Genomic DNA, 23,518 nt, shown 5'->3' on the forward strand with positions numbered 1-23,518 from the left:
TTATTCCGCCTGCGAAAGGCCGAGAACATCCAGCATGGAATAGAAGCCCGGCTTCTTGTCGAGGGCCCAGACCGCCGCCGCAATCGCGCCGCGTGCGAAGATGGAGCGGTCGCCGGCGTAGTGGGAAAGCTCGACGCGCTCTCCCTCGCCAGCGAAGATCACCGAATGTTCGCCGATCACCGAGCCGCCGCGTAGCGTCGCAAAACCGATTGTGCCTGCTTCACGCGCACCCGTATGCCCGTCACGCACGCGAACGGAGGAGGTGGCGAGATCGACCTTGCGGCCCGCTGCCGCCGCTTCGCCGAGCAGCAGCGCTGTTCCGGAGGGCGCGTCCACCTTGTGTTTGTGGTGCATTTCAAGGATTTCGATATCCCAGTTCTGCGCATCCAGTGCCTTGGCGGCCTGCTGCGTCAAAACGCTGAGCAGATTGACGCCGAGGCTCATATTGCCCGATTTGACGATGCGGGCATGGCGTGACGCTGCCTTGAATTTTTCCTCGTCGCCCAGTGAGCAACCTGTAGTGCCGATGACGTGCACGATGCGGGCCTGCGCGGCGAGACCGGCGAAAGTGACGCTGGTTGCAGGCGAGGTGAAGTCAATCACTCCTTCCGCATGCAGGAATGCCTGCAAGGGATCGCTGGTGATCTCGACGCCGATTGGTCCGAGACCGGCAATCTCGCCGGCATCGCGGCCAACAAAAGCAGACCCTTCGCGCCCGACGGCGGCATGCAGCGTTACACCCGGCGTCTGGTGAATAAGGCGGATCAGCGCCTGTCCCATGCGGCCCGCCGCACCAACCACCACCAGTTTCATATCGCTGCCGCTCATGCCTTCACTCACTTTTCACGTCCTGCCGTTCAAAGTCGCCATTCAATAGACCGACCCATACCTCACCGACGTTAAAGACCGCCCGCCCGCTTCGCAAGCCTGTCCCAAGCGCCGATCAGGCTCTCCAGCGCCGCCCGTCGAGTGAAAGGCCGAAATCCGAAGGGGTGCGCGCGTAGGTGGCGAGACCTGAAAGAGCCGCCTGTGGATGGGTAACGACGAAGGTGGGAATGCTGCGCATCAGGGCACTGTGCGGCGCCTTGTCTTCGAACGCCGCCCGGAATTCAGGGCTTTTCAGCGCGGGAACGATTTTCTGCGAAATGCCACCTGCGAGATAGACACCGCCCTTGGCCATGAAGATCAGGGCAAGGTCACCCGCCACACGGCCGAGATAGGTGCTGAAAAGCGAAAGCGTCTCTTTCGCCTGCGGGTTCTGGCCCGAAAGCCCCTGCGAGGTTATGTCGGCCGGATCGGAAAAGATCGGCTCGATGCCATCGGCGGTGCAGATGGCCCGGTAAAGATTGACCAGCCCGCGCCCGCAAAGGATCTGTTCGCCGGCGACACGGCCCTCGATGGTCTCGATATGCGGAAAGACCGCATAGTCACGCGCGCTTCTGGGGCCGATATCGATATGGCCGCCTTCGCCGGGCACTGGAAACCACATATGTCGGGCGTAAACCAGACCGGCAACGCCAAGGCCTGTGCCTGGTCCGAGAACGACGCGCGATGCCAGCATGTCTTTTTTGCCGGAACCGATAGAATCGCGGTTGTCGTCGTCGAGCGCGGCAATAGCCAACGCCTGCGCCTCGAAGTCGTTGATGACGATGACGTCCTTCAGGCCGAGTTTGGCCAGCATATCCTTCGGCTTGACGACCCAATGGCAGTTGGTCAGCGGAATTTCGTCGCCTTCGATGGGGCCGGCGATCGCAAGGATGGTCGAGACGGGCTGAAGCGAGGTCTTGTCCAGAACCGCCTGCTGGATGGCGTCGTCAATTGTCGGATATTCCGCTGTTTTCACGGTGGTGAGGTGCACCGGTTCCGCAAAGGAATCGATCAGAATGGAAAAGCGGGCATTGGTGCCGCCGATGTCGCCAAGAAGGATCGGAAAGGAAAGATATTCGGTATCGGACGTCTTCGGCATTACCTGTTCCATGTTGGCGCATCATTCGGCGAGGTTGAAGTCGATCAGGTTTTCTGCGGTGGCGCGATTGAGCGCCATGGGAATATCGTAAACCGTGGCAAGCCGCGTCAGCGCCTTCACATCCACATCATGCGGCATCGCCGTCAGCGGGTCGGTGAAGAAGATAAGCATATCGACCTCACCGGTCGCGATCATCGCACCGATCTGCTGGTCACCGCCAAGTGGGCCGCTTTTGAGACGAATGACGCTGAGTTCGGGGCAGGCTTCCTGAACGCGCCCGCCGGTGGTGCCGGTGGCGACGATCTTGAAGCCCGAAAGCACCTTTTGGTGATGACGCGCAAAATCCGCCATATCGTCTTTTTTCTCGTCGTGAGCGATGAGTGCGATACAGCGTTGTCCTGCCATGTCCCCAGCCTGTTCCCATAAAGAATTAAATCGATTTGAAGCCTTCTATAACAGCTTGTCCCCATTTGAAAAGGGAAGCTGTTTAATGCCGCATTTCTGTTTCAGTTCAATGTCGGGCGCTGGGTCGGAAGCGGAATATCCGCAGGTGGCTGAATGGCCGGAGCGTTCTGGATGATCTGTTCCACGCCTTGCTGGCGCACGGCCTGGGCCGGGGAATATGCCTGTGCAGCAAAACCTTCCGTATTGGCGGATGGGGCGGCGGCCACGGCGGCACAGGCTGCGGGCAGATCGGAGACCATGACCTGACGGGGTTTCACCGGCTTGGCATTGGGGTCTTTCTTCGGCGGCGCCCATGGTTCCTTGGTGAACCACCAGGCCAGCGACTTGTCGCAACCGTCACCTTTGCCAACTTCGGCCTGAGGTTTGCAGTTGGGCGCGCCGGGCGGGCATTCCAGCCGGATGTGGAAATGTTCGTCGTGACCGTAGATCGGCCTGATCTTGCCCATGAAGGTGCGGTCGCCGGTCCATGTCTGGCAGAGTTTCTGCTTGATTGCCGGGTTCACGAAGACCCGCTCCACCTGCGGATAACTCGCTGCCATCATCACCAGCCGTGCATTGAGCGGCGACCATTTGCGGTCGTCGACCGTCAGGAACTTGGACTTATCAAGCATGGAAACGAAAGGCAGCGTCTCGCGCTGCTGCACCGTCAGCCTCGGGTTCGGCATGGGCCGCCACCACACATCGACATCGAGGCCGATCTGGTGCGAGGCATGGCCGGTCAGCATCGGTCCACCGCGCGGCTGTGAGATATCGCCGAGCAACAGGCCCGGCCAGCCGATTTTCTGTGCATCCTGCGAAAACCGCTCGAGGAAGGAAATGAGCTGCGGTTGGCCCCAGTTGCGATTGCGGGAAAGGCGCATGGCTTGCCACGTCGGGCCATCCGCGGGCATGGCGATGGCGCCGGACTGACATCCCTTTGCATAGGAGCCGATCGGCTGGGAGCTATTCGCAGATGGCAGGTCGATATGGCCGAATACTTCTTTCGCGGGCCTGTCCTCGGCCGATGCGATTTGCGTCTGCAACTGGAGCGCCGAAACGACCGAAATCGCCAGCATGGCCGCCTTGAAAACTCTGGATGATCCCGCCGTCATATATTCGTGCCCGTTCCGACTAAATGATTCTCTCGCCCCTCAGGATAAACTGGATCGGGATTTTGTTGAAACCATGTTTCAAGCCGCCCGCACCAAGGCATGCGAATAAAGGCCTCAATAAAGAGCTTGTGAGCCGGAGCATCTGTTTTTTGCCAATGTTTGTTTTATGCTCTCTTCTACAAACACGAAAACAGGGAACGTCCCGAATGAAATTGGCACCGCTGAAATCCCGGCTTCTCGTCGCTCTTGCGGCCTCCGCCATGCTGATGCCGGCGGCCGCCTCCGCACAGTCTGCGGAGGTGTGGCGAAAGGGAATCTCGACGGTCGGGGAATTAAGGCATCCCGATGGTTTTGATCATTTTGACTATGTGAACACCAAGGCGCCAAAAGGCGGCACGCTACGCCTGTCGACGTCGGGAACGTTCGACACGCTCAATCCGCTGCTCGCAAAGGGTGAGGCGGCCACAGGTCTTTCACTGGTTTTCGACACTCTGATGAAATCGACGGAAGAGGAACTCTCGGCCTCCTACGGTCTCCTGGCAGAGGGCGTGAGCTATCCCGACGATATCTCCAAAGCCACCTTCAGGCTGCGCGCAGAAGCGAAATGGGCCGACGGCAAGCCGCTGACGCCGGAAGATGTCGTCTTCAGCTTTGAAAAAGCCAAAGATCTCAGCCCGCAGCTTGCGACCTATTACACCCATGTCACCAAGGCAGAGGTGACGGGTGAAAGGGACATCACCTTTACCTTCGATGAAAAGAACAATCGCGAATTGCCGCAGATCGTCGGGCAGTTGCTGATTGTTCCCAAACACTGGTGGGAGGGCGTTGGTCCGGATGGCAAGCCGCGCGACATATCGCGTGGCACGTTGGAGCCGGTGATGGGGTCTGGCCCGTATAGAATAGCGTCGCTGTCTCCCGGATCGACGATGACCTATGAGCGACGTGACGACTATTGGGGCAAGGACATCAATGTGAATGTCGGCCAGCACAATTTCAAAACAATCGCCTATACCTTCTTCGCCGATCAGGACGTCGAGTTCCAGGCTTTCAAATCAGGCACAGTCGATTTCCGGCAGGAAGCTTCTTCCAGCCGCTGGGTCACTGGTTATGATTTTCCGGCCGTCAAGGATGGCCGCGTCAGAAAGGAGGAATTGCCGAATATCTACCGCTCCGTCGGCATCATGCAGGCCTTCGTGCCGAACATGCGGCGGGAGAAGTTCCAGAACCCGAAACTGCGCAAGGCGCTTAACTATGCTTTCGACTTCGAAGAGTTGAACAGGACGCTGGCTTACGGTCAGTTTCAGCGCATCAACAGCTTTTTCATGGGCAGCGAGCTCGCCTCTTCCGGCCTGCCGACCGGTCGTGAACTCGAAATTCTTCAGGAGTTGAAGGATCAGGTGCCGCCGGAGGTCTTCACCACCGAATATAGCAATCCCGTCGCGGGTGAACCCGCCAAACAGCGTGACAATCTGCGCGAGGCGGTCAAGCTGATGAAGGAGGCAGGTTATGAGCTGCGCGGCAACCGCATGGTCAACGCGGCGAGCGGGCAGCCGCTGGATATGGAGTTTCTGATCGATTCCTCCGGCATGGAAAGAACCATCCTGCCCTATGTCCAGAACCTGAAGAAGATCGGCGTCAACGCGACCATCCGCACCGTCGATGCCTCGCAATATACCAACCGTACCCGCAGCTTCGATTTCGACGTGGCGGTCAAGCTCTGGGCGACGTCGGCAAATCCCGGAAACGAACAGGCGGATTTCTGGGGTTCGGCGGCGGCCGACCGGCAGGGCTCCAACAATCTCGCCGGCATCAAGAACCCCGCCGTCGACGCTTTGGTCAGGAAGGTCATATTTGCGCCCAACCGGGATGAGCAGGTGGCCGCCGCGCGGGCGCTTGACCGGGTGCTTCTGGCAAACAGCTACGTCATACCGCAATTTTATCGCGGCGAGATGTTCATCGCTTACTGGAACACGCTCATCCGTCCGGAAAACCTGCCGCAATATGGCATCGGTTTTCCGGAAGCATGGTGGTCCAGCCAGGCCTCGAACTGACGCCGCGCTTGCTTTCGCGCCGAAGGCTTGATTCACATAGGGCGAGACGAATCGCTTGGATCGCGCAAGGCAGCGCTTTCAGGAAAGGACCGGGTTTGACAGAAACGAAAACCGCTGACGTATCGGCCGGGAGCAAAGGCTGATGGGCGCCTATATTCTCAGACGTCTGGCGCTGATGATCCCGACCATTATCGGCATTATGGGCATTTCGTTTCTTGTCATCCAGTTCGCGCCGGGCGGGCCGGTGGAACAGGTCGTCGCGCAACTGACTGGGCAGGGCGACAGCGCCTCCGACCGCCTCTCCGGCGGCGGCGATCTTATGGGCCAATCCGGCGGTTTCGATGAAAGCGGCTCGAAGTATCGCGGTGCGCAGGGCCTTGATCCGGAGCTGATCGCCAAGCTTGAGAAACAGTTCGGTTTCGACAAGCCGCCGCTCACCCGTTTTCTCGAAATGATGTGGAATTACATACGCTTCGATTTCGGCGACAGCTTCTTCCGCAATTCCTCGGTCATCGATCTCATCATCGACAAGCTGCCGGTCTCGATGTCGCTCGGCTTCTGGATCCTGATCATCTCGTACATGATCTCCATTCCACTCGGCATCAAGAAAGCCGTTTCCGACGGCTCGACCTTTGATATCTGGACATCAGGCATCATCATCATCGGTTATGCCGTTCCGAGCTTCCTGTTCGGCATTCTTCTCATCGTGCTTTTCGCCGGTGGATCGTTCTTCGACTGGTTCCCGCTGCGCGGTCTGGTATCGGACAATTTTGACCAGCTGAACTGGTGGCAGAAGATCATCGACTATTTCTGGCACCTGACCCTGCCGCTGATCGCGCTGTCGCTTTCTGCTTTCGCGACGACGACGCTTCTGACGAAGAATTCCTTCATCGACGAGATCAAGAAGCAATATGTCGTGACCGCCCGCGCCAAGGGCCTTAGCGAACGCAAGGTTCTTTATGGCCACGTCTTCCGCAATGCGATGCTGATCGTGATTGCCGGTTTTCCGGGCGCCTTCATCTCGGCATTCTTCACCGGCTCGCTGCTGATCGAGAATATCTTCTCGCTGGATGGCCTAGGCCGCCTCGGTTATCTCTCGGTCGTCAATCGCGACTACCCGATCGTGTTCGGCACGCTCTTCATCTTTTCGCTGATGGGCCTCGTGGTCAGCCTCCTATCCGACCTTATCTACACATGGATCGATCCGCGCATCGATTTCGAGCGGAGGGACGTGTGATGACGCTTGCCCATACCGCCGCAACGGAAACGTTGGTAAAGCCGAAGCGCCCGTGGTTTTCACCAACCACCAAGCGCCGATGGCAGAATTTCAAGGCAAACCGGCGCGGTTACTGGTCCTTCTGGCTGTTCCTGATCCTGTTTTTCCTGAGCCTGATTGCGGAATTCATCGCCAATGACAAACCCATTTTCGCTTCCTACAAGGGCGAATTTCTGGTGCCGGTCATGGTCGATTATCCGGAGGAAAAATTCGGCGGCTTCCTTGCCCAGACTGACTACAAATCCTCCTTCATTCAGGACGAGATCAACGCCAATGGCTGGATGATCTGGCCGCCGATCCGTTATTCCTATCAGACGGTCAATTCCAACATTCCGCATTCCGCGCCCACGGCACCCTTCTGGCTGATGGATGAAAAGGACCGTTGCTCGGCCTACCCGCAGGGTAATGCCGATCCCGGCTGTACGCTCGGCAATCTCAATTGGCTCGGAACCGACAATCAGGCACGCGACGTCACGGCGCGGATGATCTATGGCTTCCGTATTTCCGTGCTTTTCGGCCTGACGCTGACGATCGCTTCCGCTCTCGTTGGGGTGACTGCCGGCGCCATCCAGGGTTATTTCGGCGGCTGGACGGACCTGCTGTTGCAGCGTTTCATTGAAATCTGGTCATCCATGCCAGTGCTTTACATCCTGCTGATCATCGCGGCTATTCTGCCGCCGGGTTTCTTCGTGCTGCTTGGCATCATGCTGCTGTTTTCATGGGTCGGCTTCGTCGGCATCGTGCGGGCGGAATTCCTGCGTGCCAGAAACTTCGAATATGTCCGCGCCGCCCGCGCCCTTGGCGTCGGCAACTGGACAATCATGTTCCGGCATCTCCTGCCAAACGCCATGGTGGCAACACTGACCTTCCTGCCGTTCATCCTCTCCGGCTCGATCACCACTTTGACCTCGCTCGATTTCCTCGGCTTCGGCATGCCGCCGGGATCGCCGTCGCTGGGCGAGATGATCGCGCAGGGCAAGAACAATCTTCAGGCGCCCTGGCTTGGCCTCACGGCCTTCTTCACCATGTCCATCATGCTGTCGCTGCTGATCTTCGTCGGCGAGGCGGTGCGAGACGCCTTCGACCCACGCAAGACGTTCCGGTGATCGCCATGATGGAAACAAAGACCCAGCCGCTTCTCTCCGTCCGTGATCTCTCCGTTGCTTTCCATCAGGGTGGCGCCACCAGCATCGCCGTAGATCATGTCTCCTTCGACCTGATGCCGGGCGAAGTTGTCGCCCTAGTCGGGGAATCCGGCTCCGGCAAATCGGTCACGGCGAACTCCATTCTCAAATTGCTGCCCTATCCGGCGGCGAGCCATCCTTCGGGCAAAATCCTGTTCGACGGGAAGGATATGCTGACCCTGCCGGAACGCGCGTTGCGCGCTGTTCGCGGCAACGACATCACCATGATTTTCCAGGAGCCGATGACCTCGCTCAACCCGCTCCACACCATCGAGCGGCAGATCGGCGAGATTCTGGAGCTGCATCAGGCAATCACCGGCGCTGAAGCGCGGGCGCGCACGCTGGAACTGTTATTGCAGGTGGGTATCCGCGAGCCGGAAAAGCGCCTGAAGGCCTATCCGCATGAATTGTCCGGCGGCCAGCGGCAGCGCGTGATGATCGCCATGGCGCTTGCCAACCGGCCGAAACTGCTGATCGCAGATGAACCCACGACCGCACTCGATGTAACCGTTCAGGCGCAGATCCTTGAACTGCTGAGCGACCTCAAAAACCGGCACGGCATGTCCATGCTGTTCATCACCCACGATCTCGGCATTGTCCGTAAGTTTGCCGATCGTGTCTGCGTGATGACCAAGGGAAAGATCGTCGAGACCGGCACGGTGGAGCAGGTGTTTACCGATCCGCAGCATGCCTATACCCGCCATCTTCTGGCTGCCGAACCCAAGGGCGAGCCGCCGCTTTCCGATGCCAGCAAACCTGTCGTCATGCAGGGCGACGACATAAAGGTCTGGTTCCCGATCAAGGCGGGGCTGATGCGCAAGGTGGTCGACCACGTGAAGGCGGTTGACGGTATCGATATTACCCTGCGCGCAGGACAGACGGTTGGCGTCGTGGGCGAATCCGGTTCCGGCAAAACGACACTCGGTCTCGCCCTCTCGCGTCTGATCGCGTCTGAGGGGCGTATCAGTTTCATCGGTCAGTCGATCGACAGCTATTCCTATGAAATGATGAAGCCGCTCAGAAACCGGCTTCAGGTGGTGTTTCAGGATCCTTACGGTTCGCTCAGCCCACGCATGTCGGTGGGCGAAATCGTCGCCGAGGGTCTGAAGGTGCATGAGCGGCAACTTTCCGCCGATGAGCGGGATACCCGTGTCGCCCAGGCGCTGGAAGAAGTCGGGCTCGACCCGGCGACGCGCTGGCGCTATCCGCATGAATTTTCCGGTGGCCAGCGCCAGCGTATCGCCATTGCCCGCGCCATGGTGTTGAAGCCCCGCTTCGTCATGTTGGACGAACCCACATCGGCGCTCGACATGAGCGTGCAGGCACAGGTGGTCGATCTCTTGCGCGATCTTCAGGCCCGCCACGAACTCGCCTATCTCTTCATCAGCCACGACCTGAAGGTAGTTAAAGCGCTTGCCAACGACGTAATCGTCATGCGCAACGGCAAGGTGGTGGAGAGCGGCCCGGCAGCGGAGATATTCGCTGATCCGCAACAGGAATATACCAAGGCCCTGCTGGCTGCTGCCTTCAATATCGAGGCAGTCGAAACCAAAGCGGTGAGCCAGTAACGGGCGCATTGCTGTTTCTATTAAGACGATGATTTTTCTGTTGCTTTGCGCAAAATGCCGACCCATGTTGCGGGGACGAGATACGCAAACGGATTGAATGCCATGGCAGCGGATGTGATCGTTTTGGGGGCGGGGATCATCGGGGTCTCCGTCGCTTTGCAACTGGCCCGCAGGGGCAAATCGGTGGTGCTGGTGGACCGGCGGGGACCGGGTGAGGAAACCTCCTTCGGCAATGCCGGACTGATCCAGAGAGAGGGTGTCGTTCCCTACGCCTTCCCGCAGGAAGTTAGCCGGCTTCTCCGCTATTCCCTGAACAACAGCATCGATGCCCGTTATCATCTCTCGGCCCTGCCCAGGATCGCGCCTTTTCTTGGCCGCTACTGGTATAATTCTGCGGCCACGCGCCACGCAGCAATTGCCCGCGCCTACGCGCCACTGATCGAGCATTCGGTCTCCGAACACAGCATCCTTATCGATGAAGCCAAAGCCGGCGATCTAATCGTGAAAAACGGTTGGATGGAGGCCTACAGGACCGCCGAAAGGCGGGATGCAGACTTTGCTTTCGCCGAACGTCTGGCGCGCGACCACGGCATCTCCCACACGAAACTCGATGGGGCGGAACTCGCCGCGGCGGAGCCGCATCTCAGCCGGGATTTCGTCGGCGGTTTGAAATGGAACGATCCATGGTCGGTGCGCGATCCACATGCGCTGACGCTCGCCTATGTCAAACTGTTCGAGAGCCTTGGCGGAACCTTTGTCCGGGGCGATGCATCCACGCTCAGCCAGACGACAAGTGGTTGGACGGTACGCACCGAAACCGGGGCGGTGGAGGCCGAACATGCCGTTGTCGCACTGGGCCCCTGGGCGGATACGGTGACGGAAAGGCTCGGTTACCGCTTCCCGCTCGGCGTCAAACGCGGATATCACATGCACTATGCGCCGCAGGAGGGCACCAAGCTCAACAACTGGCTGATCGACGCCGAGCGCGGTTATTTCCTCGCGCCAATGCGAAAGGGCATCCGCCTGACGACCGGCGCGGAATTCGCCGAACGCGATGCGCCGAAATCCCCTGTACAGATCGAGCGTGCGGAACGGGTGGCCCGCACCGTCTTTCCTCTGGGCGGCAGGCTGGATGCGGAACCCTGGATGGGCGCGCGTCCCTGCACACCGGATATGATGCCGATCATCGGCAAGGCGCCGCGCCACAGGACATTGTGGTTCTCGTTCGGTCACGCCCATCACGGCCTGACACTCGGGCCCATCACCGGCCGTGTGCTGGCGGAAACCATGCTGGGAGAAACGCCCGTCATCGCCATCGATGCCTACCGACCCGAAAGGTTCAATCCCTAGATCCTGATGAACTGAAGTCATCTCTGGCGAAAACCGTGCACACTTTTCGCCATCCCGCTCTGATGGCCGAATCCGCTGGCCTTCCTAGGGCGGGCCACGTAACATGAGCTTATCCAAAGGGAAAAGGGGCAAGCGTCATCATGACGGCGAGGTTTCTCATCTATCAACAGCAGGACGATTTTCGTTAGCGAAGCGCTTCTGCGCGCGAAACAGAAGAGAAACGGCCTGCTGGTGCATGATGGATGATATTGAAAAAGCAAAGAAATTTTTCGACGATAACCCCGATATCGAAATTCTCGAAGCCTTTGTCATAGACGCGAACGGCGTGCCGCGCGGCAAATGGATTCCGCGCGAAAGGGCGATTGACGTTCTTGAAAAGGGAATGGCGATCCCACGCTCGGTCTATGCGCTGGATATCTGGGGCCGCGATGTGCATGCCGCAGGCCTCGCCGAAGGGACGGGCGATCCGGACGGGTTCTGCTTTCCTGTCCCGGGCACGCTGTCTCGGGTGACATGGCTTGGCCGGCCGACCGCGCAAGTCCTGCTCGCGATGAAAAATCCGGATGGAACCGGGTTTTATGGCGATCCGCGCAATGTTCTGGCACGGGTGCTGGAAGCCTACAAAAAGGCCGGCCTCACGCCGGTCGTGGCGACCGAACTCGAATTTTACCTGATCGATCCGGTTCGCTCTGCGCTTGATCCCGTTCGTCCGCCGCACAGCCGCGAAGGCCGGTGGCACACGGGCCAGACACAGGTTCTGTCGATTTCCGAATTGCAGGATTTCGAGGATGTCTTCCATGATATCGCCACCGCTTGCCGGGCGCAGGGTGTTCTTGCCGATACGACGCTGCGGGAAAACGGCCCCGGCCAATATGAAATCAACCTCAATCATGTGCCTGACGCGTTGCGGGCCGCCGATTTCGCTGTCTTCCTGAAACGTATCGTCAAGGGTGTGGCGCGGCGGCACGATCTCGACGCCACCTTCATGGCGAAGCCCTACGGGTTGCAGGCCGGCAATGGCATGCATGTGCATTTTTCCGTTCTCGATAGTGACGGCAGGAATATCTACGCCGGGGAAAACGGCCCATCGGACGCGCTGATGCATTCGGTCGGCGGCCTTCTGGAAAACATAGGGGAGAGCATGGCGATCTTCGCTCCCCATGCCAATTCCTATCGCCGCCTGACGCCCAGCGAACATGCGCCCACCTATGCCTCCTGGGGCATAGACAACCGCTCGGCGGCGGTGCGCGTTATCACTGCCAGCAAGGCCGCAACCCGCATCGAACATCGTGTCGCAGGCGCCGATACCAATCCCTATCTTGTTGTGGCGATGATCCTGAGTGCTGCCCTTGCCGGCATGAAGGAAAAACGCCAGCCGGGCGGCGCGATTTCCGGGGACAGCCACGCTATCAATCACGAACCTCTGCCCACCAACTGGGATTATGCATTGCAGCGCTTCACGCGTTCGAGTTTCGCCTATGCGACGCTCGGCCAGCGTTATCGCACGCTGTTTTCCGCCTGCAAACAGCAGGAACTTTCCGAATTTTCCCTGCGTGTAACCGACGTCGAATATGACGCCTATATCAGAACGGTGTGAGATGGCTGAGGTGACGACTATTCCCAATCCCGGCCACACATCCTCCTGGTATGCGGCCTCCGCCAATGTCAAATCCGTGCGGCCCACGCTTGAAGGCGCAATGGAAGCGGATGTCTGCGTCATCGGTGGCGGGTTTACCGGCATTTCCGCAGCACTCGAACTTTCCGAACGCGGCTATTCCGTTATCGTGCTGGAAGGCGTGCGGGTCGGCTTTGGCGCCTCGGGGCGCAATGGCGGCCAGATCGTCAATGGCTATAGCCGCGACCTCGAAACAATCGCCAGTCGTTACGGCCACGACAAGGCGGTGAAACTCGGCGAAATGTCGCTGGAAGGCGGGGCGATCATCCGCAGCCGCATTGCGAAATACGCTATCGATTGCGATCTCGTCGATGGCGGTTTCTTTGCGGCCTTCACGACGAAACAGATCCGCGAGATGGAGGCCCACAAGGCCCATTGGGAAAAACACGGCCATGGCGGGCTTGATATAGTCTCTAAAGCCGATGTCGGAAAATACGTGCGGACCGATCGTTATGCCGGCGGCATGATCGACCGTTTCGGCGGCCACATCCATCCGCTCAATCTGGTGCAGGGGGAAGCAGCGGCGGCCGAAAGTCTCGGTGCGCGCATATTCGAAAATTCGCGGGTCATTTCGCTGGAGCAGGGCGTAAACCCTGTCGTGCGCACGGCGACGGGCAGCGTGAAGGCGAAATATGTTCTCGTCTGCGGCAATGCCTATCTCGGCAAGCTGCTGCCGGAAATCGGCGACCGGATGATGCCGGTCTCAAGCCAGGTCATGGCGACAGAACCGCTTGATGCCGATCTGATCGAGGAACTCCTGCCAGCCAATTATTGCGTCGAGGATGCCAATTATATTCTCGATTATTATCGCCGCACCGCCGACAACCGCCTGCTGTATGGCGGTGGTATCGGTTATGGCGGCAGCGATCCGGCGGATCTGACCGGGGTGATCCGTCCGAATATGCTGAAGACTTTCCCGCAACTGGAAAAGACGAAGATCGATTTCGCCTGGAGCGGCAATTTCGCGCTGACGCTGACGCGCATCCCGCATATGGGCAAACTATCGGACAATGTCTATTTTTCGCATGGCGACAGCGGCCACGGTGTCACCACCACGCATCTGCTCGGCAAGATATTGGGCGAGGCCGTTGCAGGCCACGCCGAGCGTTTCGATGTCTGGAGTTCCCTGCCGAATTATCCGTTCCCGGGCGGTAAAACGTTCCGCGTGCCGCTGACCGTGCTTGGTGCATGGTGGTACGGCATGCGCGACAGGATCGGATTTTAAAAAGCCACCGCTTTCAGGCCCGAAAGTGCGTTTGCGGTAATTTCCTCCGGCGTGGCGCCGATGCTGACGGTTACGACGCCGGGTTCGCCGGTCGGCACTTCCAGCGTGGCAAGCTGGGTCTGGAGCAGCGAGAGCGGCATGAAGTGGCCCTTGCGTTCGCCCATGCGCCTGCTGAGAAGTTCCAGGCTGCCGTCCAGATAGACGAAAGCGAGCGGGCCACCGGTAGCCTCGCGAAGGCGGTCGCGATAGATTTTCTTCAGCGCCGAGCAGGAAACGACGACACCGTTATTTTCGTTTCCCTTGCGCAGTTCTGCGCCAATGAGATCGAGCCAGGGCCAGCGATCTTCATCGGTCAGCGGAATCCCCTCTGACATTTTCTCGACATTGGATTTCGGGTGAAGCTTGTCGCCCTCAATAAAGGCAATGCCCAGTTTTTCCGCCAGTTCCTCTGCGACCGTGGACTTGCCAGAGCCGCTCACTCCCATCACGACGATTGCCTTTGTCACCCGAACCTCGAATGTTTCTGTTTCGACGGTCAGCCCCTAACATGCGCGGCGGATGTCGGGAACATAAAAATGAGGAGCTTGCGTTTGTCAGTGCCCGGTTTTGCGGGCCGCTGCCTTTTCCAGTGCTGAAAAGCCGGCGTGGATCAGGATTGCCAGCACAGCGACGATCAATCCGCCCTGAAGGATGAAGGCGAGATTGTTGGATTGCAGGCCGGCGATGATCACCTCTCCGAGCGTGCGGGCCGCGACCGTGGAACCGATGGTTGCTGTTGAAAGGCTGATCACCGCCGAAAGCCTGGTGCCTGCGAGGATCGCCGGAAGCGCAAGTGGCAGCTCCACTTTGACAAGCCGTTGCCAGCCGGTCATGCCGGCGCCCTTTGCGGCATCCATGACGGTTGGTGGCAGCGTGGTCAGCCCTGTCAGCGTATTTTCGAAAACCGGTAAAAGCGCATAGAGAAACAGTGCGATGAGCGTCGGTTTCTCGCCAAAACCGATCATCGGCACGGCAAGCGCCAGCACCGCCACCGGCGGAAAGGTCTGGCCGATATTGACGATGCTGCGCGATAGCGGCAGAAAATCCGCGCCGAAAGGGCGGGTGACGAGAACCGCAAGGGCTCCCGCCACCAGCGTGGCCAGCCCCGTTGCGATTCCGACAATGGTCAGATGCGACAGTGTCAGGGAAAGCAGATTGGCCTGGGTGTAGATCGCCGGCGCATTGGTCTGCACAAGAGGGCGGAATATCGGTGCGAAAACCTGCGGCGCCGAGAGAAAGGCGATCAGCGCCAGCACCAGAAGCCCGGGGGCGAAAAACGAAGCGGCATTTTTCATGGGGTTCCGGCAGCCCGCTGGAGGAGAACATCGCGCCGCACGATACCTGCGGGTTTGCCATCGTCTTTCAGCACCGGCAAGGTATCGCAGCCCGCCCACAACATTGCAGACAGGGCGTCGCGCTGGCTGGTATGTTCATTCAAAGGTTCGCCTTCAGCGCTTCCCGGCTCCACGACGTCTGCAACCGACAGGACGGATAGCAGTTTCAGGGCGCGCTCGTTTTCGCCGATCATGGTGCGGACGAAATTCGTTGCCGGTTTTAGCACCAGCTCGGCCGGCGGGCAGTCCTGAACGATACGGCCCTTGTCCATGACGGCAATGCGGTCCGCCAGGTGAAAGGCCTCGTCCATATCGTGCGTGACAAGAACGATGGTGACGCCGAGCTTCTTCTGAATATCGAGAAGATCGTTCTGGGCCTTGGCGCGGATAACCGGGTCCAGAGCACCGAAAGGTTCGTCCATCAGGAGAATGTTCGGCTCGGCCGCAAGCGCACGCGCCACGCCGACACGCTGTTGCTGGCCGCCTGAAAGCTCATGCGGAAAGCGGTTGGCATAAAGCGCCGGGTCCAGCTGGAAGAGCCGCATCAGCGCGTCGATTTTCGCATCGATTCGTTTGCGGTCCCAGCCGATCAGCTGGGGCACGGTCGCGATATTCTCCGCCACGGTGCGATGCGGAAACAGCCCATGGCCCTGAATGGCATAGCCGATCTGACGGCGCAGCTTGTAGCCCGGCATGGTGCTCACATCGTCTCCGTCGATGCGGATAGTGCCGGAGGTCGGCTCCACCAGCCGGTTTATCATGCGCAGCAGTGTGGTTTTTCCCGACCCGGAAGTGCCGACGATGACGGTGACGGTGCGCGGCGCCACGGTCAGGGAGACCTCGTCGACCACGGTCGTATCGCCATATCGTTTCGTGATGGTGTCGATCTCGATCATGCCTTTTGCCTTCCGCCTGCGCTGAAGAGATTGCTGTCGATAAGGGCATCAAGCGTAATCGCGGCGGCGAAGCCGAGCAGAACGGTCGGCACGGTGCCGAGCAGTACGAGGTCCATCGCCGTCTGCCCGATACCCTGAAACACGAAAACGCCAAATCCACCGCCGCCGATCAGTGCTGCGATGGTCGCAAGACCGATATTCTGCACCAGCACGATACGGATGCCGGTGAGGATGACGGGCATGGCGAGCGGAAACTCCACCCGCAGCAGTCTTTGCAGTGGCGTCATGCCAAGCCCGCGCGCGGCTTCCCGCACTGCCTGCGAAACGCCGGACAGGCCGACCACCGTATTGGAGACGACGGGCAGCAGCGAATAGAGAAACAGCGCCACGAAGGCAGGCGCCATGCCGATGCCGGCGATGCCGATCTTCGCCGCACCCGGCACATTGGCTGCCATCCATCCGAGTGGCGCGATCAAAAGACCGAAAAGTGCGATGGAGGGAATGGTCTGGACGATATTGAGAGCGTTCAGTACACCGGAGCGCAATCGCTCGACCTTGTAACAGAGAATGCCGAGCGGGATACCGGCGAGGGTGGCCGCAACCAGCGAGCCGATGGCAAGTTCCACATGCCGCAGGGCTTCGGTCCAGAAGATATCTGCCCGGCCGGTATATTCCTTGATGATGGAGAGATCGTCCCAGAGGCCGCTTGTCAGGACCGCCGCAAGCGTCCCGGTTGCCACCAGCAACAGGAAAATCCGCAAAGTGGGTTTCGGCTGGAGACGTGCAATGCAATCGGTGGCGAGCAATGCAAGCCCTGCAAACATCAACCAGAAACCGCTGGCGGGCGAAACGCGGGCAAAACTGTTGCCCTCAGGTGTCAGCGCAGACGCCGCCTGCCCGACGAAGATCGCCAGCGCCGCGAGACCGACCAGCGCGGCGGCGAGTTTCAGGCGCGCCGGAAACCGGAAAAAGGCGATGAAGGCGGCGACAACAATGATGGCGATGAGGAGCGCAGCAGCAGCAACCGGAAGCGCTTCGAAGATCGTTCGCGTTTCACCCTGAATGATCCGGTTGGCTCGGAATGTCATGAAGGGGGCCGCGAAAAGCGCGTAGAGAAGCAGGCACGAAATCAGCACGCCTACCTTGTCAGGCCATTTCGTCAAGTTCCGCTCCCCCGGATCATAGGTTCGGACGGGATGGTGAAAACCTCACATGGTTTCCGCTATCCCGCCCCAACGGTTCTCTGGCAATTACTTGAGGAAACCGTTCTTCGTCAGGAAGTCGGCCGCAACTGCCTTGGCCTGTTCGCCCCCCACCTGCACGCGGGCGTTCAGCTCCTGCAAGGTTGCCAGATCCAGCTTTTCGAAAACGGGTTTCAGCAATGCCTCGATATTGGGGTTCTTTTTCAGAACTTCCTCGCGAATGATCGGCGCGGGCTGGTAGACGGGTTGAACATGCCTGTCGTCCTCAAGCACGACAAGACCGGACGGCGCGATGCCACCATCGGTGCCATAGACCATGGCAGCATTGGCATTGTTCGTCTGATTGGCGGCTGCAGCGATAGTGGCGGCCGTATCGCCACCGGAAAGCGTGATCAGCTGATCCGGTTTCATGGTGAAGCCGTAGGTGGTCTGAAATGCCGGCAGGGCGGCTGCGGAATTGACGAATTCCGAGGAGGCGGCAAGAACCACCTCACCGCCACCGGAGATGTATTTGCCGAAATCCGAAAGCGTCTTCAGATTGTTCTTGTCGGCAACATCCTTGCGCAGCGCAATCGCCCAGGTGTTGTTTGCGGGCGATGGTGTCAGCCAGACGATCTTGTTGGCGTCATAGTCGAGTGTCTTGGCTTCCTGGTAAGCCTTGGCGGCATCTTTCCAGAGCGGGTCGTCCGCCTTGGAGAAGAAGAAGGCGGCGTTGCCTGTGTATTCCGGATAAATGTCGATCTCGCCCGCAGTGATCGCTTTTCTGACGACCGGGGTAGCGCCGAGCTGGATGCGATCCGTCGTCTCGATATTGTTCTTGTTCAGCACGGCAAGGATGATGTTGCCGAGAACGCCGCCCTCCGTGTCGATCTTAGACGACACCACCACCTGCGCCTGAGCGAAGGAAACAGAAAGGGCAAGCGCAAATCCGGCGCCTGTCAACATCATCAAGCGGTTCATGAATAGTCCTCCGGTGGGTCAGCCTGTCGAACACGCGAAAAATCGCCGCCGCAATTGCGGAGAAAAAAGAACGGCCAGAGGAACAAATGGTTGCAACGCCATTGGCGTTTTTTACCTGAATGGCGAGGGCGCTGGCCCGGCTTAGATTTCGCCGTCCCGCTTGCGTGCATCCTTGCCCATGACGAGCGGCATGAGAACCGACAGGAACAGAAGTCTGAGAACGTGATGTGAGCCGACATAGGCGGTATCGGCATGCATCATCACGGCCATCGCCGCCATGGTTTCAAGCCCGCCCGGCGAATAGGCGATCATCACCGCATTGAGCGGAACGCCTGTAATGTTGGAAATCATCCAGGCGATACTTCCGGCGATCACCATCACGGCGATGGTGACGACGAAACCCGCCAGAAAGCCTTTTCGCACATCCATCAGCGACACATTCGAAAAGCGCGTGCCGATGAGGCAGCCGATCAGCACATAGACCGGCAGGCTGAGCCAGCTCGGAACACCGCCCTCGGTAAGGCCGGTAATATGGGTGCCGATGGAAACCGCGACGCCGCCGAGCAGCAGGGCTGCGGGAAATCTCCAGCGAAGGAACAGCCATCCCATCGCAAGCGACGCACCAATGGTCAGGGCCAGTGTGAACAGGCCCATCGGTGGATTGGCGATGAGCGGTTCCGTGCTGACGAGATCGAAATATTCAACGATCAGCGGCACGGAAAGCGTCAGCGCCAGCACCCGCACGCTTTGCACGATGCTGACGGTCGCAAGGTCGCTTTTCGTCTCGGCGCCGAGGCTGATAATATAGCTGAGGTGCCCGGGCGAAGCGCCCAGCATCGCCGTCGTCCTGTCGTATCCGAAGCCGTAATGCAGGATCCAATAGGCGACATACAGCATGATTACGACTGCAGCGAGCACGATGACGAAGCTCAGTGGCCATGTCTTCGCGGCATCGATCACCGACGGCGTTACGCTCGTTCCCATCGAAATGCCGACCACAACGAAACAGGCATTGCGGATGAAGGCGGGAATCCCAAGCTTCACGCCCGCCAGTCCCGTAATCGTCACGGCGAGCGCAGGACCGGACAGAAACGGCGCTGGAACGTTAAGGAGACTGGCAAGCAGCGCACCCATGCTGCCGACGAGCGCGGTAAGTGCAAATGTATGGAATTCAGGCTTGATGATCATTGCGACGCTGGCTGATTGCTTCAAAAAAGCTCGCGACCAAATGCGCCGCTTCGTCTCCTGGCGTCAACACGCTCGACCAAAAATATTGCATTTCCGGAGTATTCTATAAAAGAAAAGCCCGTGACCTGCGGACACGGGTTAGCGCAATTGCCGCTTGGGCAATGGGATGATCAGGCGGCCGGCAAGGCGGCGATCTTCGGCATTTCCGTGTCGATGCCGAGCAGGAAGTTGATCTGCGGCCGCGCCTTGACGAGATCGTCGATGGAATATTCCGCCAGCACATCGAAGAAGGCATTGAGCGCCTTGCGAAGCGCCGAGTTGAGGCCGCAGCTGTCCACAAGCGGACATTCGACAGCGCCGTCCTCGAAGCATTCCGCCATGGCAAAGCTGTCTTCGGTCACCTTCACCACGTCAAACAGGCTGATTTTCTCAGCGGGTTTGCCAAGACGCACGCCGCCGTTACGGCCGCGCACGGTTTCTACCAGACCGGCCTTGTTGAGCGGCTGCAGAATTTTGAAAAGGAACAGCTCAGATACGCCATAAGCCCTGGCGATCTCCGGAATGCGGCTCAACTTGCCTTCATTTGCGGCGCAATACATCAACATGCGAACGGCATAGTTGGTCTGTTTGGTCAAACGCATGCTGGTCTCCTAACTCTCAATGTGGAGTTATATAGTCTCTTTTTCAGTTTAGAACAATTCCAGAAACTGAAAAAACTGGCAGCCATCCGATATTTCTCGGACAGCCTTGTTGACCGCTTTGATGATTCATGAACAACAAGTCAAGAATCTGAATGTAATGGAGGCATTCTCAATGGCAAGCTTGAAATCGTGTTTTTCCGCTGCCGTTTTTTCGGGTCTGACGATCCTCTCGGCCGCGCCCGCTGCTTTTGCGGACGGTGAGGTGAACGTCTACTCCTACCGGCAGCCCGAGTTGATCCAGCCGCTGCTCGATGCCTTCACGAAAGAAACGGGCATAGAGGCCAACGTTCTCTTCCTCGACAAGGGTCTGGTGGAGCGCATTCAGGCGGAAGGCGTCAATTCGCCGGCCGACGTGCTGTTGACGGTCGATATCGCCCGGCTTGTCGAGGCGAAAGAAGGCGGCGTCACACAGCCGGTGCTGAACGATCCCGTCATTGAAAAGGATATCCCGGCCAATCTGCGCGATCCGCAAGGCGAGTGGTTCGGCCTGACGACGCGTGGCCGCGTGGTCTATGCCTCGAAGGATCGGGTCACCCAGAAAGACATCACCTATGAAGAGCTTGCCGATCCGAAATGGAAGGGCAAGATCTGCATTCGCGACGGTCAGCATTCCTACAATATCGCGCTGATCGCCTCGATGATCGCCCATCATGGTGTCGATTATACCCGGACATGGCTGACCGGCCTCAAGAACAATCTTGCCCGCAAGCCTGATGGAACAGACCGCAGCCAGGCCAAATCGATATTTTCCGGCGAATGCGATATCGCGCTCGGCAATACCTATTATGTCGGCCTGATGCTGACCAACGACCGCGAGCCGGAGGAAAAGGTTTGGGCGGGATCGGTGCGGGTGATCTTTCCCAATGCGGGCGACCGAGGAACGCATGTGAATATTTCCGGCATGGCGCTGACGAAATACGCACCCAACAAGGACAATGCGCTGAAGCTGATGGAATTCCTGGCATCGCGCGAGGCGCAGGAAATCTATGCCAAGCAGGTCTTCGAATACCCGGTGCTGCCCGGCGCGGAGCCTTCCGATGTCGTGAAGGGCTTCGGCCCCATCAATCCGGACAAGCTGCCACTGACGGATATTGCCGCCCACCGCAAACAGGCATCCGAGCTGGTGGACGAAGTGGGTTTCAACGACGGCCCGACCAATTGACGCCGTTTACACGCCTGTGACCGGTTAGGATACCGGCGGGTCAATCGCCCGCCGGTTTTTCGTCCAGAAACGCGTTGTAGTCGATGATCGCCTTGCGCCTTTCCGGCGTTCCGGGATGGGTGGACACGATGCTGGTGCCGCCCTTGTCGCCCAGCTTGTCCTCAAGCAGTGCAAAGAAACGTTCGATTGCGGTGGGATCCAGCCCGGCCTTGCGCATCAGTTCCACGGAGCGCTGGTCGGCCTGACGTTCGGCATCACGCGAATGCGACAACGCCAGAAGACCGCCACCCTGGGTGAGAATGTCTTCCATGGCCGAACCGACGTCGCCGGCAATCAGCATGACGAGACCGGCGACCCCGGCAGCGCGGTAGAGTTGCCGTAGGCTGTGTTCATATTCGACATGGCCGATTTCATGCGCGAGAACGCCGATGATCATCTGCCTGTCGTCGCCAGCCAGCTTCACCAGCTCGTCGGTCAGCACGAGCGTCCCGTCCGGAAGCGCGAAAGCGTTGGGACCGATGTAACCGCCACTACGAAAACTCAGCTTGTAGTCTTCGGGCGGGCCCTCCGCATGGGCGACTATTCTGGCGAAGTCCGAACGGATCGCGTCCTGTTCCGCCTGTGGCAGGGTGCTTGCAGAAAACACCGTTTTGTCGAAGGCTTGCAGCGTGCTGGCCGACATGACCTGCGGCACGATCGGAGGGGTCACGGCAACCGCCACTTCCACCAGCGCCGGAAGCGCCAGCTTGTAGGTGCCGTAGGCCAGAAGAACGGCCGCCGCCGTGATGCCGACCAGCCGCGGGCGAAATTGTTCCAGCCAATGAACAAAGCCGGCACGTCTCGTGATGTGCCTGCCGAGCAGCCGGTCCACGCCGTCATTGTCGCGTGTTTCAAACAGGGAGCCGTCAGGAAAATGCAGCTCGCGGGGAATGGCCCCGACCCGATGGCTGATCTCGACAGTTTTTATCTCGGCCTGCGTTCTGACATGGTTGTCCTTCGCGTCGAGCACGAGAAGGACTGTGCCGCCAAGTTTTAATCTGGCGGCGCTCGAAAGGTTTGAGCGAGCGGCATGCCACTCGCCCGAAACGGTTTCTCCGGTATCAGAAACCAAATTCGAAACCTTCCATATCCATATATTCGGCGCTGACGGCAGCGCCCGTCGCCTCCATCGATGAGAGCACTTCGCCCACATCGCCGTTGAAACGGATTGCCGTGCGCTCGACGGTGTAGCGCGCTTCACGTACCGCAGCCCACGGCCGCATCAGGCCAAAGGTGAAAACGGTGACGATCAGGTTGGAAATGACGATCCACAGATATCGGCCCCGATGAAGGTCGCTGCGCAATTCGTGCTTTCCATCAAGCAGCATGGACGAGATGACGACGTTGCGCACGCCAGTGCGATAGACCACGCCGGCAAGACCGTAGACCAGAAACGCGCCAAAAAGGCCGATATAGAGGGAGGCAAGCGCGGTTACCATGGCAGCCGTCTCATCTTCAAGCATCGCGCTGTTGGCGGCAAAGGCGGCAATGCCGAAAAAGCCGACCAAGATGCTGCCGATCACGACCATGATGGCGGGAATGATCCAGACCCGGTAGAGCGCGCCGATCTTCGGATCGGCGGTGAACGGACGATCGCCATAATGCAGGTTGCTGAAAATGTAGCGGTTCGCCCAGCGGCTGGCCAGAGGCGCCAGAATCCCGAAGGAAAAGAGCGCAACGAGGCCGCCGAGCAGAATGGAGACGAAAGCGCCACCGGCCGTACCGACAAAATCAAAACGCACGTTACGATAGCTCGTCACCCGCGCATTGAATCTGATGCTGCGTGTAATGAGCCAGGGAAAGAAGATCAGAAGCAGGATCGCCGGCACGAAAACCAGGAACGGGTGGATGAGGCCGACAAGTTGCGAGATGACGATGAAGGCAAAGGCGATCAGGCGACCTTTGAAGATTTGTCCGCCGGTGGCGTGATAGCCGAAGGCGCGGCCGGCGAGTACGGTATTGCCGTTGAAATAACGCTTGCGGCGTACCTTCGCCCAGGCGGAGTAAATGCCGATCGTTATGATCGTCAGTAGAATATTGACGATCCAGATGCCGAAATACTCCTTGGCATTTCCGCTGAAAGAGCCACGTTCGATCGCGCGCTGATCCGCGTTGACAGAGATGTCACTCATAAATAGTCCCTCAT

General features: G+C 58.9%; 21 protein-coding genes. 8 read left to right on the forward strand and 13 right to left on the reverse strand.

Going from position 1 to position 23,518, the window contains the following annotated elements; translation table 11 throughout:
• The 4 genes from dapB to mepA all read right to left on the reverse strand — a co-directional run bounded on the left by dapB (position 1) and on the right by mepA (position 3,522).
• On the reverse strand, positions 1–828 hold the full coding sequence (dapB, locus tag CRO62_RS18540; RefSeq protein ID WP_097101127.1) for a 4-hydroxy-tetrahydrodipicolinate reductase: 828 nt from the start codon (positions 826–828) through the stop codon (positions 1–3).
• A 115-nt stretch (positions 829–943) separates the two neighbouring features.
• Complete coding sequence (locus tag CRO62_RS18545; protein ID WP_065703630.1) at positions 944–1,966, reverse strand: glucokinase; 1,023 nt, start codon at positions 1,964–1,966, stop codon at positions 944–946.
• A 21-nt stretch (positions 1,967–1,987) separates the two neighbouring features.
• Positions 1,988–2,371 carry a methylglyoxal synthase gene (locus CRO62_RS18550; protein WP_097101128.1) on the reverse strand — a complete coding sequence of 128 codons (384 nt, stop codon included), beginning with the start codon at positions 2,369–2,371 and terminating at the stop codon, positions 1,988–1,990.
• Between the two features lie 101 nt (positions 2,372–2,472).
• Complete coding sequence (gene mepA / locus CRO62_RS18555; RefSeq protein WP_065661497.1) at positions 2,473–3,522, reverse strand: penicillin-insensitive murein endopeptidase; 1,050 nt, start codon at positions 3,520–3,522, stop codon at positions 2,473–2,475.
• Between the two features lie 206 nt (positions 3,523–3,728).
• On the opposite strand from mepA, the gene CRO62_RS18560 reads away from it, so the two are divergent.
• From CRO62_RS18560 to CRO62_RS18590, 7 genes are all read left to right on the forward strand, one after another.
• Entirely contained in the window at positions 3,729–5,573 is a 1,845-nt protein-coding gene (locus CRO62_RS18560; RefSeq protein WP_097101129.1) for an extracellular solute-binding protein, read from the forward strand.
• A 142-nt stretch (positions 5,574–5,715) separates the two neighbouring features.
• Entirely contained in the window at positions 5,716–6,810 is a 1,095-nt protein-coding gene (locus CRO62_RS18565) for a microcin C ABC transporter permease YejB (RefSeq protein ID WP_003514512.1), read from the forward strand.
• Positions 6,810–7,955, forward strand: a complete 1,146-nt coding sequence (locus CRO62_RS18570) for an ABC transporter permease (RefSeq protein WP_003514514.1) — start codon at positions 6,810–6,812, stop codon at positions 7,953–7,955. The genes CRO62_RS18565 and CRO62_RS18570 overlap by 1 nt, the downstream gene beginning before the upstream one ends.
• 5 nt (positions 7,956–7,960) lie before the next feature.
• Positions 7,961–9,601, forward strand: a complete 1,641-nt coding sequence (locus tag CRO62_RS18575; RefSeq protein WP_034501848.1) for an ABC transporter ATP-binding protein — start codon at positions 7,961–7,963, stop codon at positions 9,599–9,601.
• 102 nt (positions 9,602–9,703) lie between these two features.
• On the forward strand, positions 9,704–10,951 hold the full coding sequence (locus tag CRO62_RS18580; RefSeq protein ID WP_065661495.1) for an NAD(P)/FAD-dependent oxidoreductase: 1,248 nt from the start codon (positions 9,704–9,706) through the stop codon (positions 10,949–10,951).
• A gap of 235 nt (positions 10,952–11,186) precedes the next feature.
• Entirely contained in the window at positions 11,187–12,548 is a 1,362-nt protein-coding gene (locus tag CRO62_RS18585) for a glutamine synthetase family protein (RefSeq protein ID WP_179784567.1), read from the forward strand.
• Between the two features lies 1 nt (position 12,549).
• Entirely contained in the window at positions 12,550–13,851 is a 1,302-nt protein-coding gene (locus CRO62_RS18590; protein ID WP_179784568.1) for an NAD(P)/FAD-dependent oxidoreductase, read from the forward strand.
• On the opposite strand, the gene CRO62_RS18595 is transcribed toward CRO62_RS18590, so the two are convergent.
• The 7 genes from CRO62_RS18595 to rirA form a co-directional block, all read right to left on the reverse strand.
• Positions 13,848–14,336, reverse strand: a complete 489-nt coding sequence (locus CRO62_RS18595; RefSeq protein WP_179784650.1) for a gluconokinase — start codon at positions 14,334–14,336, stop codon at positions 13,848–13,850. The two genes, CRO62_RS18590 and CRO62_RS18595, sit on opposite strands and share 4 nt — an antisense overlap.
• A 108-nt stretch (positions 14,337–14,444) precedes the next feature.
• Positions 14,445–15,185, reverse strand: coding sequence for an ABC transporter permease (locus CRO62_RS18600; protein ID WP_097101131.1), 741 nt, complete (start codon positions 15,183–15,185; stop codon positions 14,445–14,447).
• Entirely contained in the window at positions 15,182–16,120 is a 939-nt protein-coding gene (locus CRO62_RS18605; protein WP_097101132.1) for an ABC transporter ATP-binding protein, read from the reverse strand. The genes CRO62_RS18600 and CRO62_RS18605 overlap by 4 nt, the downstream gene beginning before the upstream one ends.
• A complete protein-coding gene (locus CRO62_RS18610) occupies positions 16,117–17,283 on the reverse strand; it encodes an ABC transporter permease (RefSeq protein WP_179784569.1) in 1,167 nt (388 codons plus the stop codon). Before CRO62_RS18610 ends, CRO62_RS18605 begins: the two co-directional genes overlap by 4 nt.
• An 87-nt stretch (positions 17,284–17,370) precedes the next feature.
• Positions 17,371–18,282: an ABC transporter substrate-binding protein gene (locus CRO62_RS18615; protein ID WP_097101133.1), complete on the reverse strand. Its 912-nt coding sequence runs from the start codon at positions 18,280–18,282 to the stop codon at positions 17,371–17,373.
• A gap of 141 nt (positions 18,283–18,423) precedes the next feature.
• Positions 18,424–19,470 (reverse strand): AbrB family transcriptional regulator, encoded by a 1,047-nt coding sequence (locus CRO62_RS18620; protein ID WP_097101134.1) that lies wholly within the window; start codon positions 19,468–19,470, stop codon positions 18,424–18,426.
• Between the two features lie 170 nt (positions 19,471–19,640).
• Positions 19,641–20,111: an iron-responsive transcriptional regulator RirA gene (gene rirA / locus CRO62_RS18625; protein ID WP_003514531.1), complete on the reverse strand. Its 471-nt coding sequence runs from the start codon at positions 20,109–20,111 to the stop codon at positions 19,641–19,643.
• 172 nt (positions 20,112–20,283) lie between these two features.
• Here rirA and CRO62_RS18630 point away from each other — a divergent pair, with 172 nt between their 5' ends.
• Positions 20,284–21,333 carry a Fe(3+) ABC transporter substrate-binding protein gene (locus tag CRO62_RS18630; RefSeq protein WP_323455509.1) on the forward strand — a complete coding sequence of 350 codons (1,050 nt, stop codon included), beginning with the start codon at positions 20,284–20,286 and terminating at the stop codon, positions 21,331–21,333.
• 40 nt (positions 21,334–21,373) lie between these two features.
• On the opposite strand, the gene CRO62_RS18635 is transcribed toward CRO62_RS18630, so the two are convergent.
• Positions 21,374–22,444, reverse strand: a complete 1,071-nt coding sequence (locus CRO62_RS18635) for a M48 family metallopeptidase (RefSeq protein ID WP_097101135.1) — start codon at positions 22,442–22,444, stop codon at positions 21,374–21,376.
• Entirely contained in the window at positions 22,434–23,504 is a 1,071-nt protein-coding gene (locus tag CRO62_RS18640) for a YjgN family protein (RefSeq protein WP_097101136.1), read from the reverse strand. Before CRO62_RS18640 ends, CRO62_RS18635 begins: the two co-directional genes overlap by 11 nt.
• Between the last annotated feature and the right edge of the window lie 14 nt (positions 23,505–23,518).

The sequence above is a fragment of the Rhizobium sp. AN6A genome, from assembly GCF_900215635.1.
GTDB lineage: Bacteria > Pseudomonadota > Alphaproteobacteria > Rhizobiales > Rhizobiaceae > Agrobacterium > Agrobacterium tumefaciens.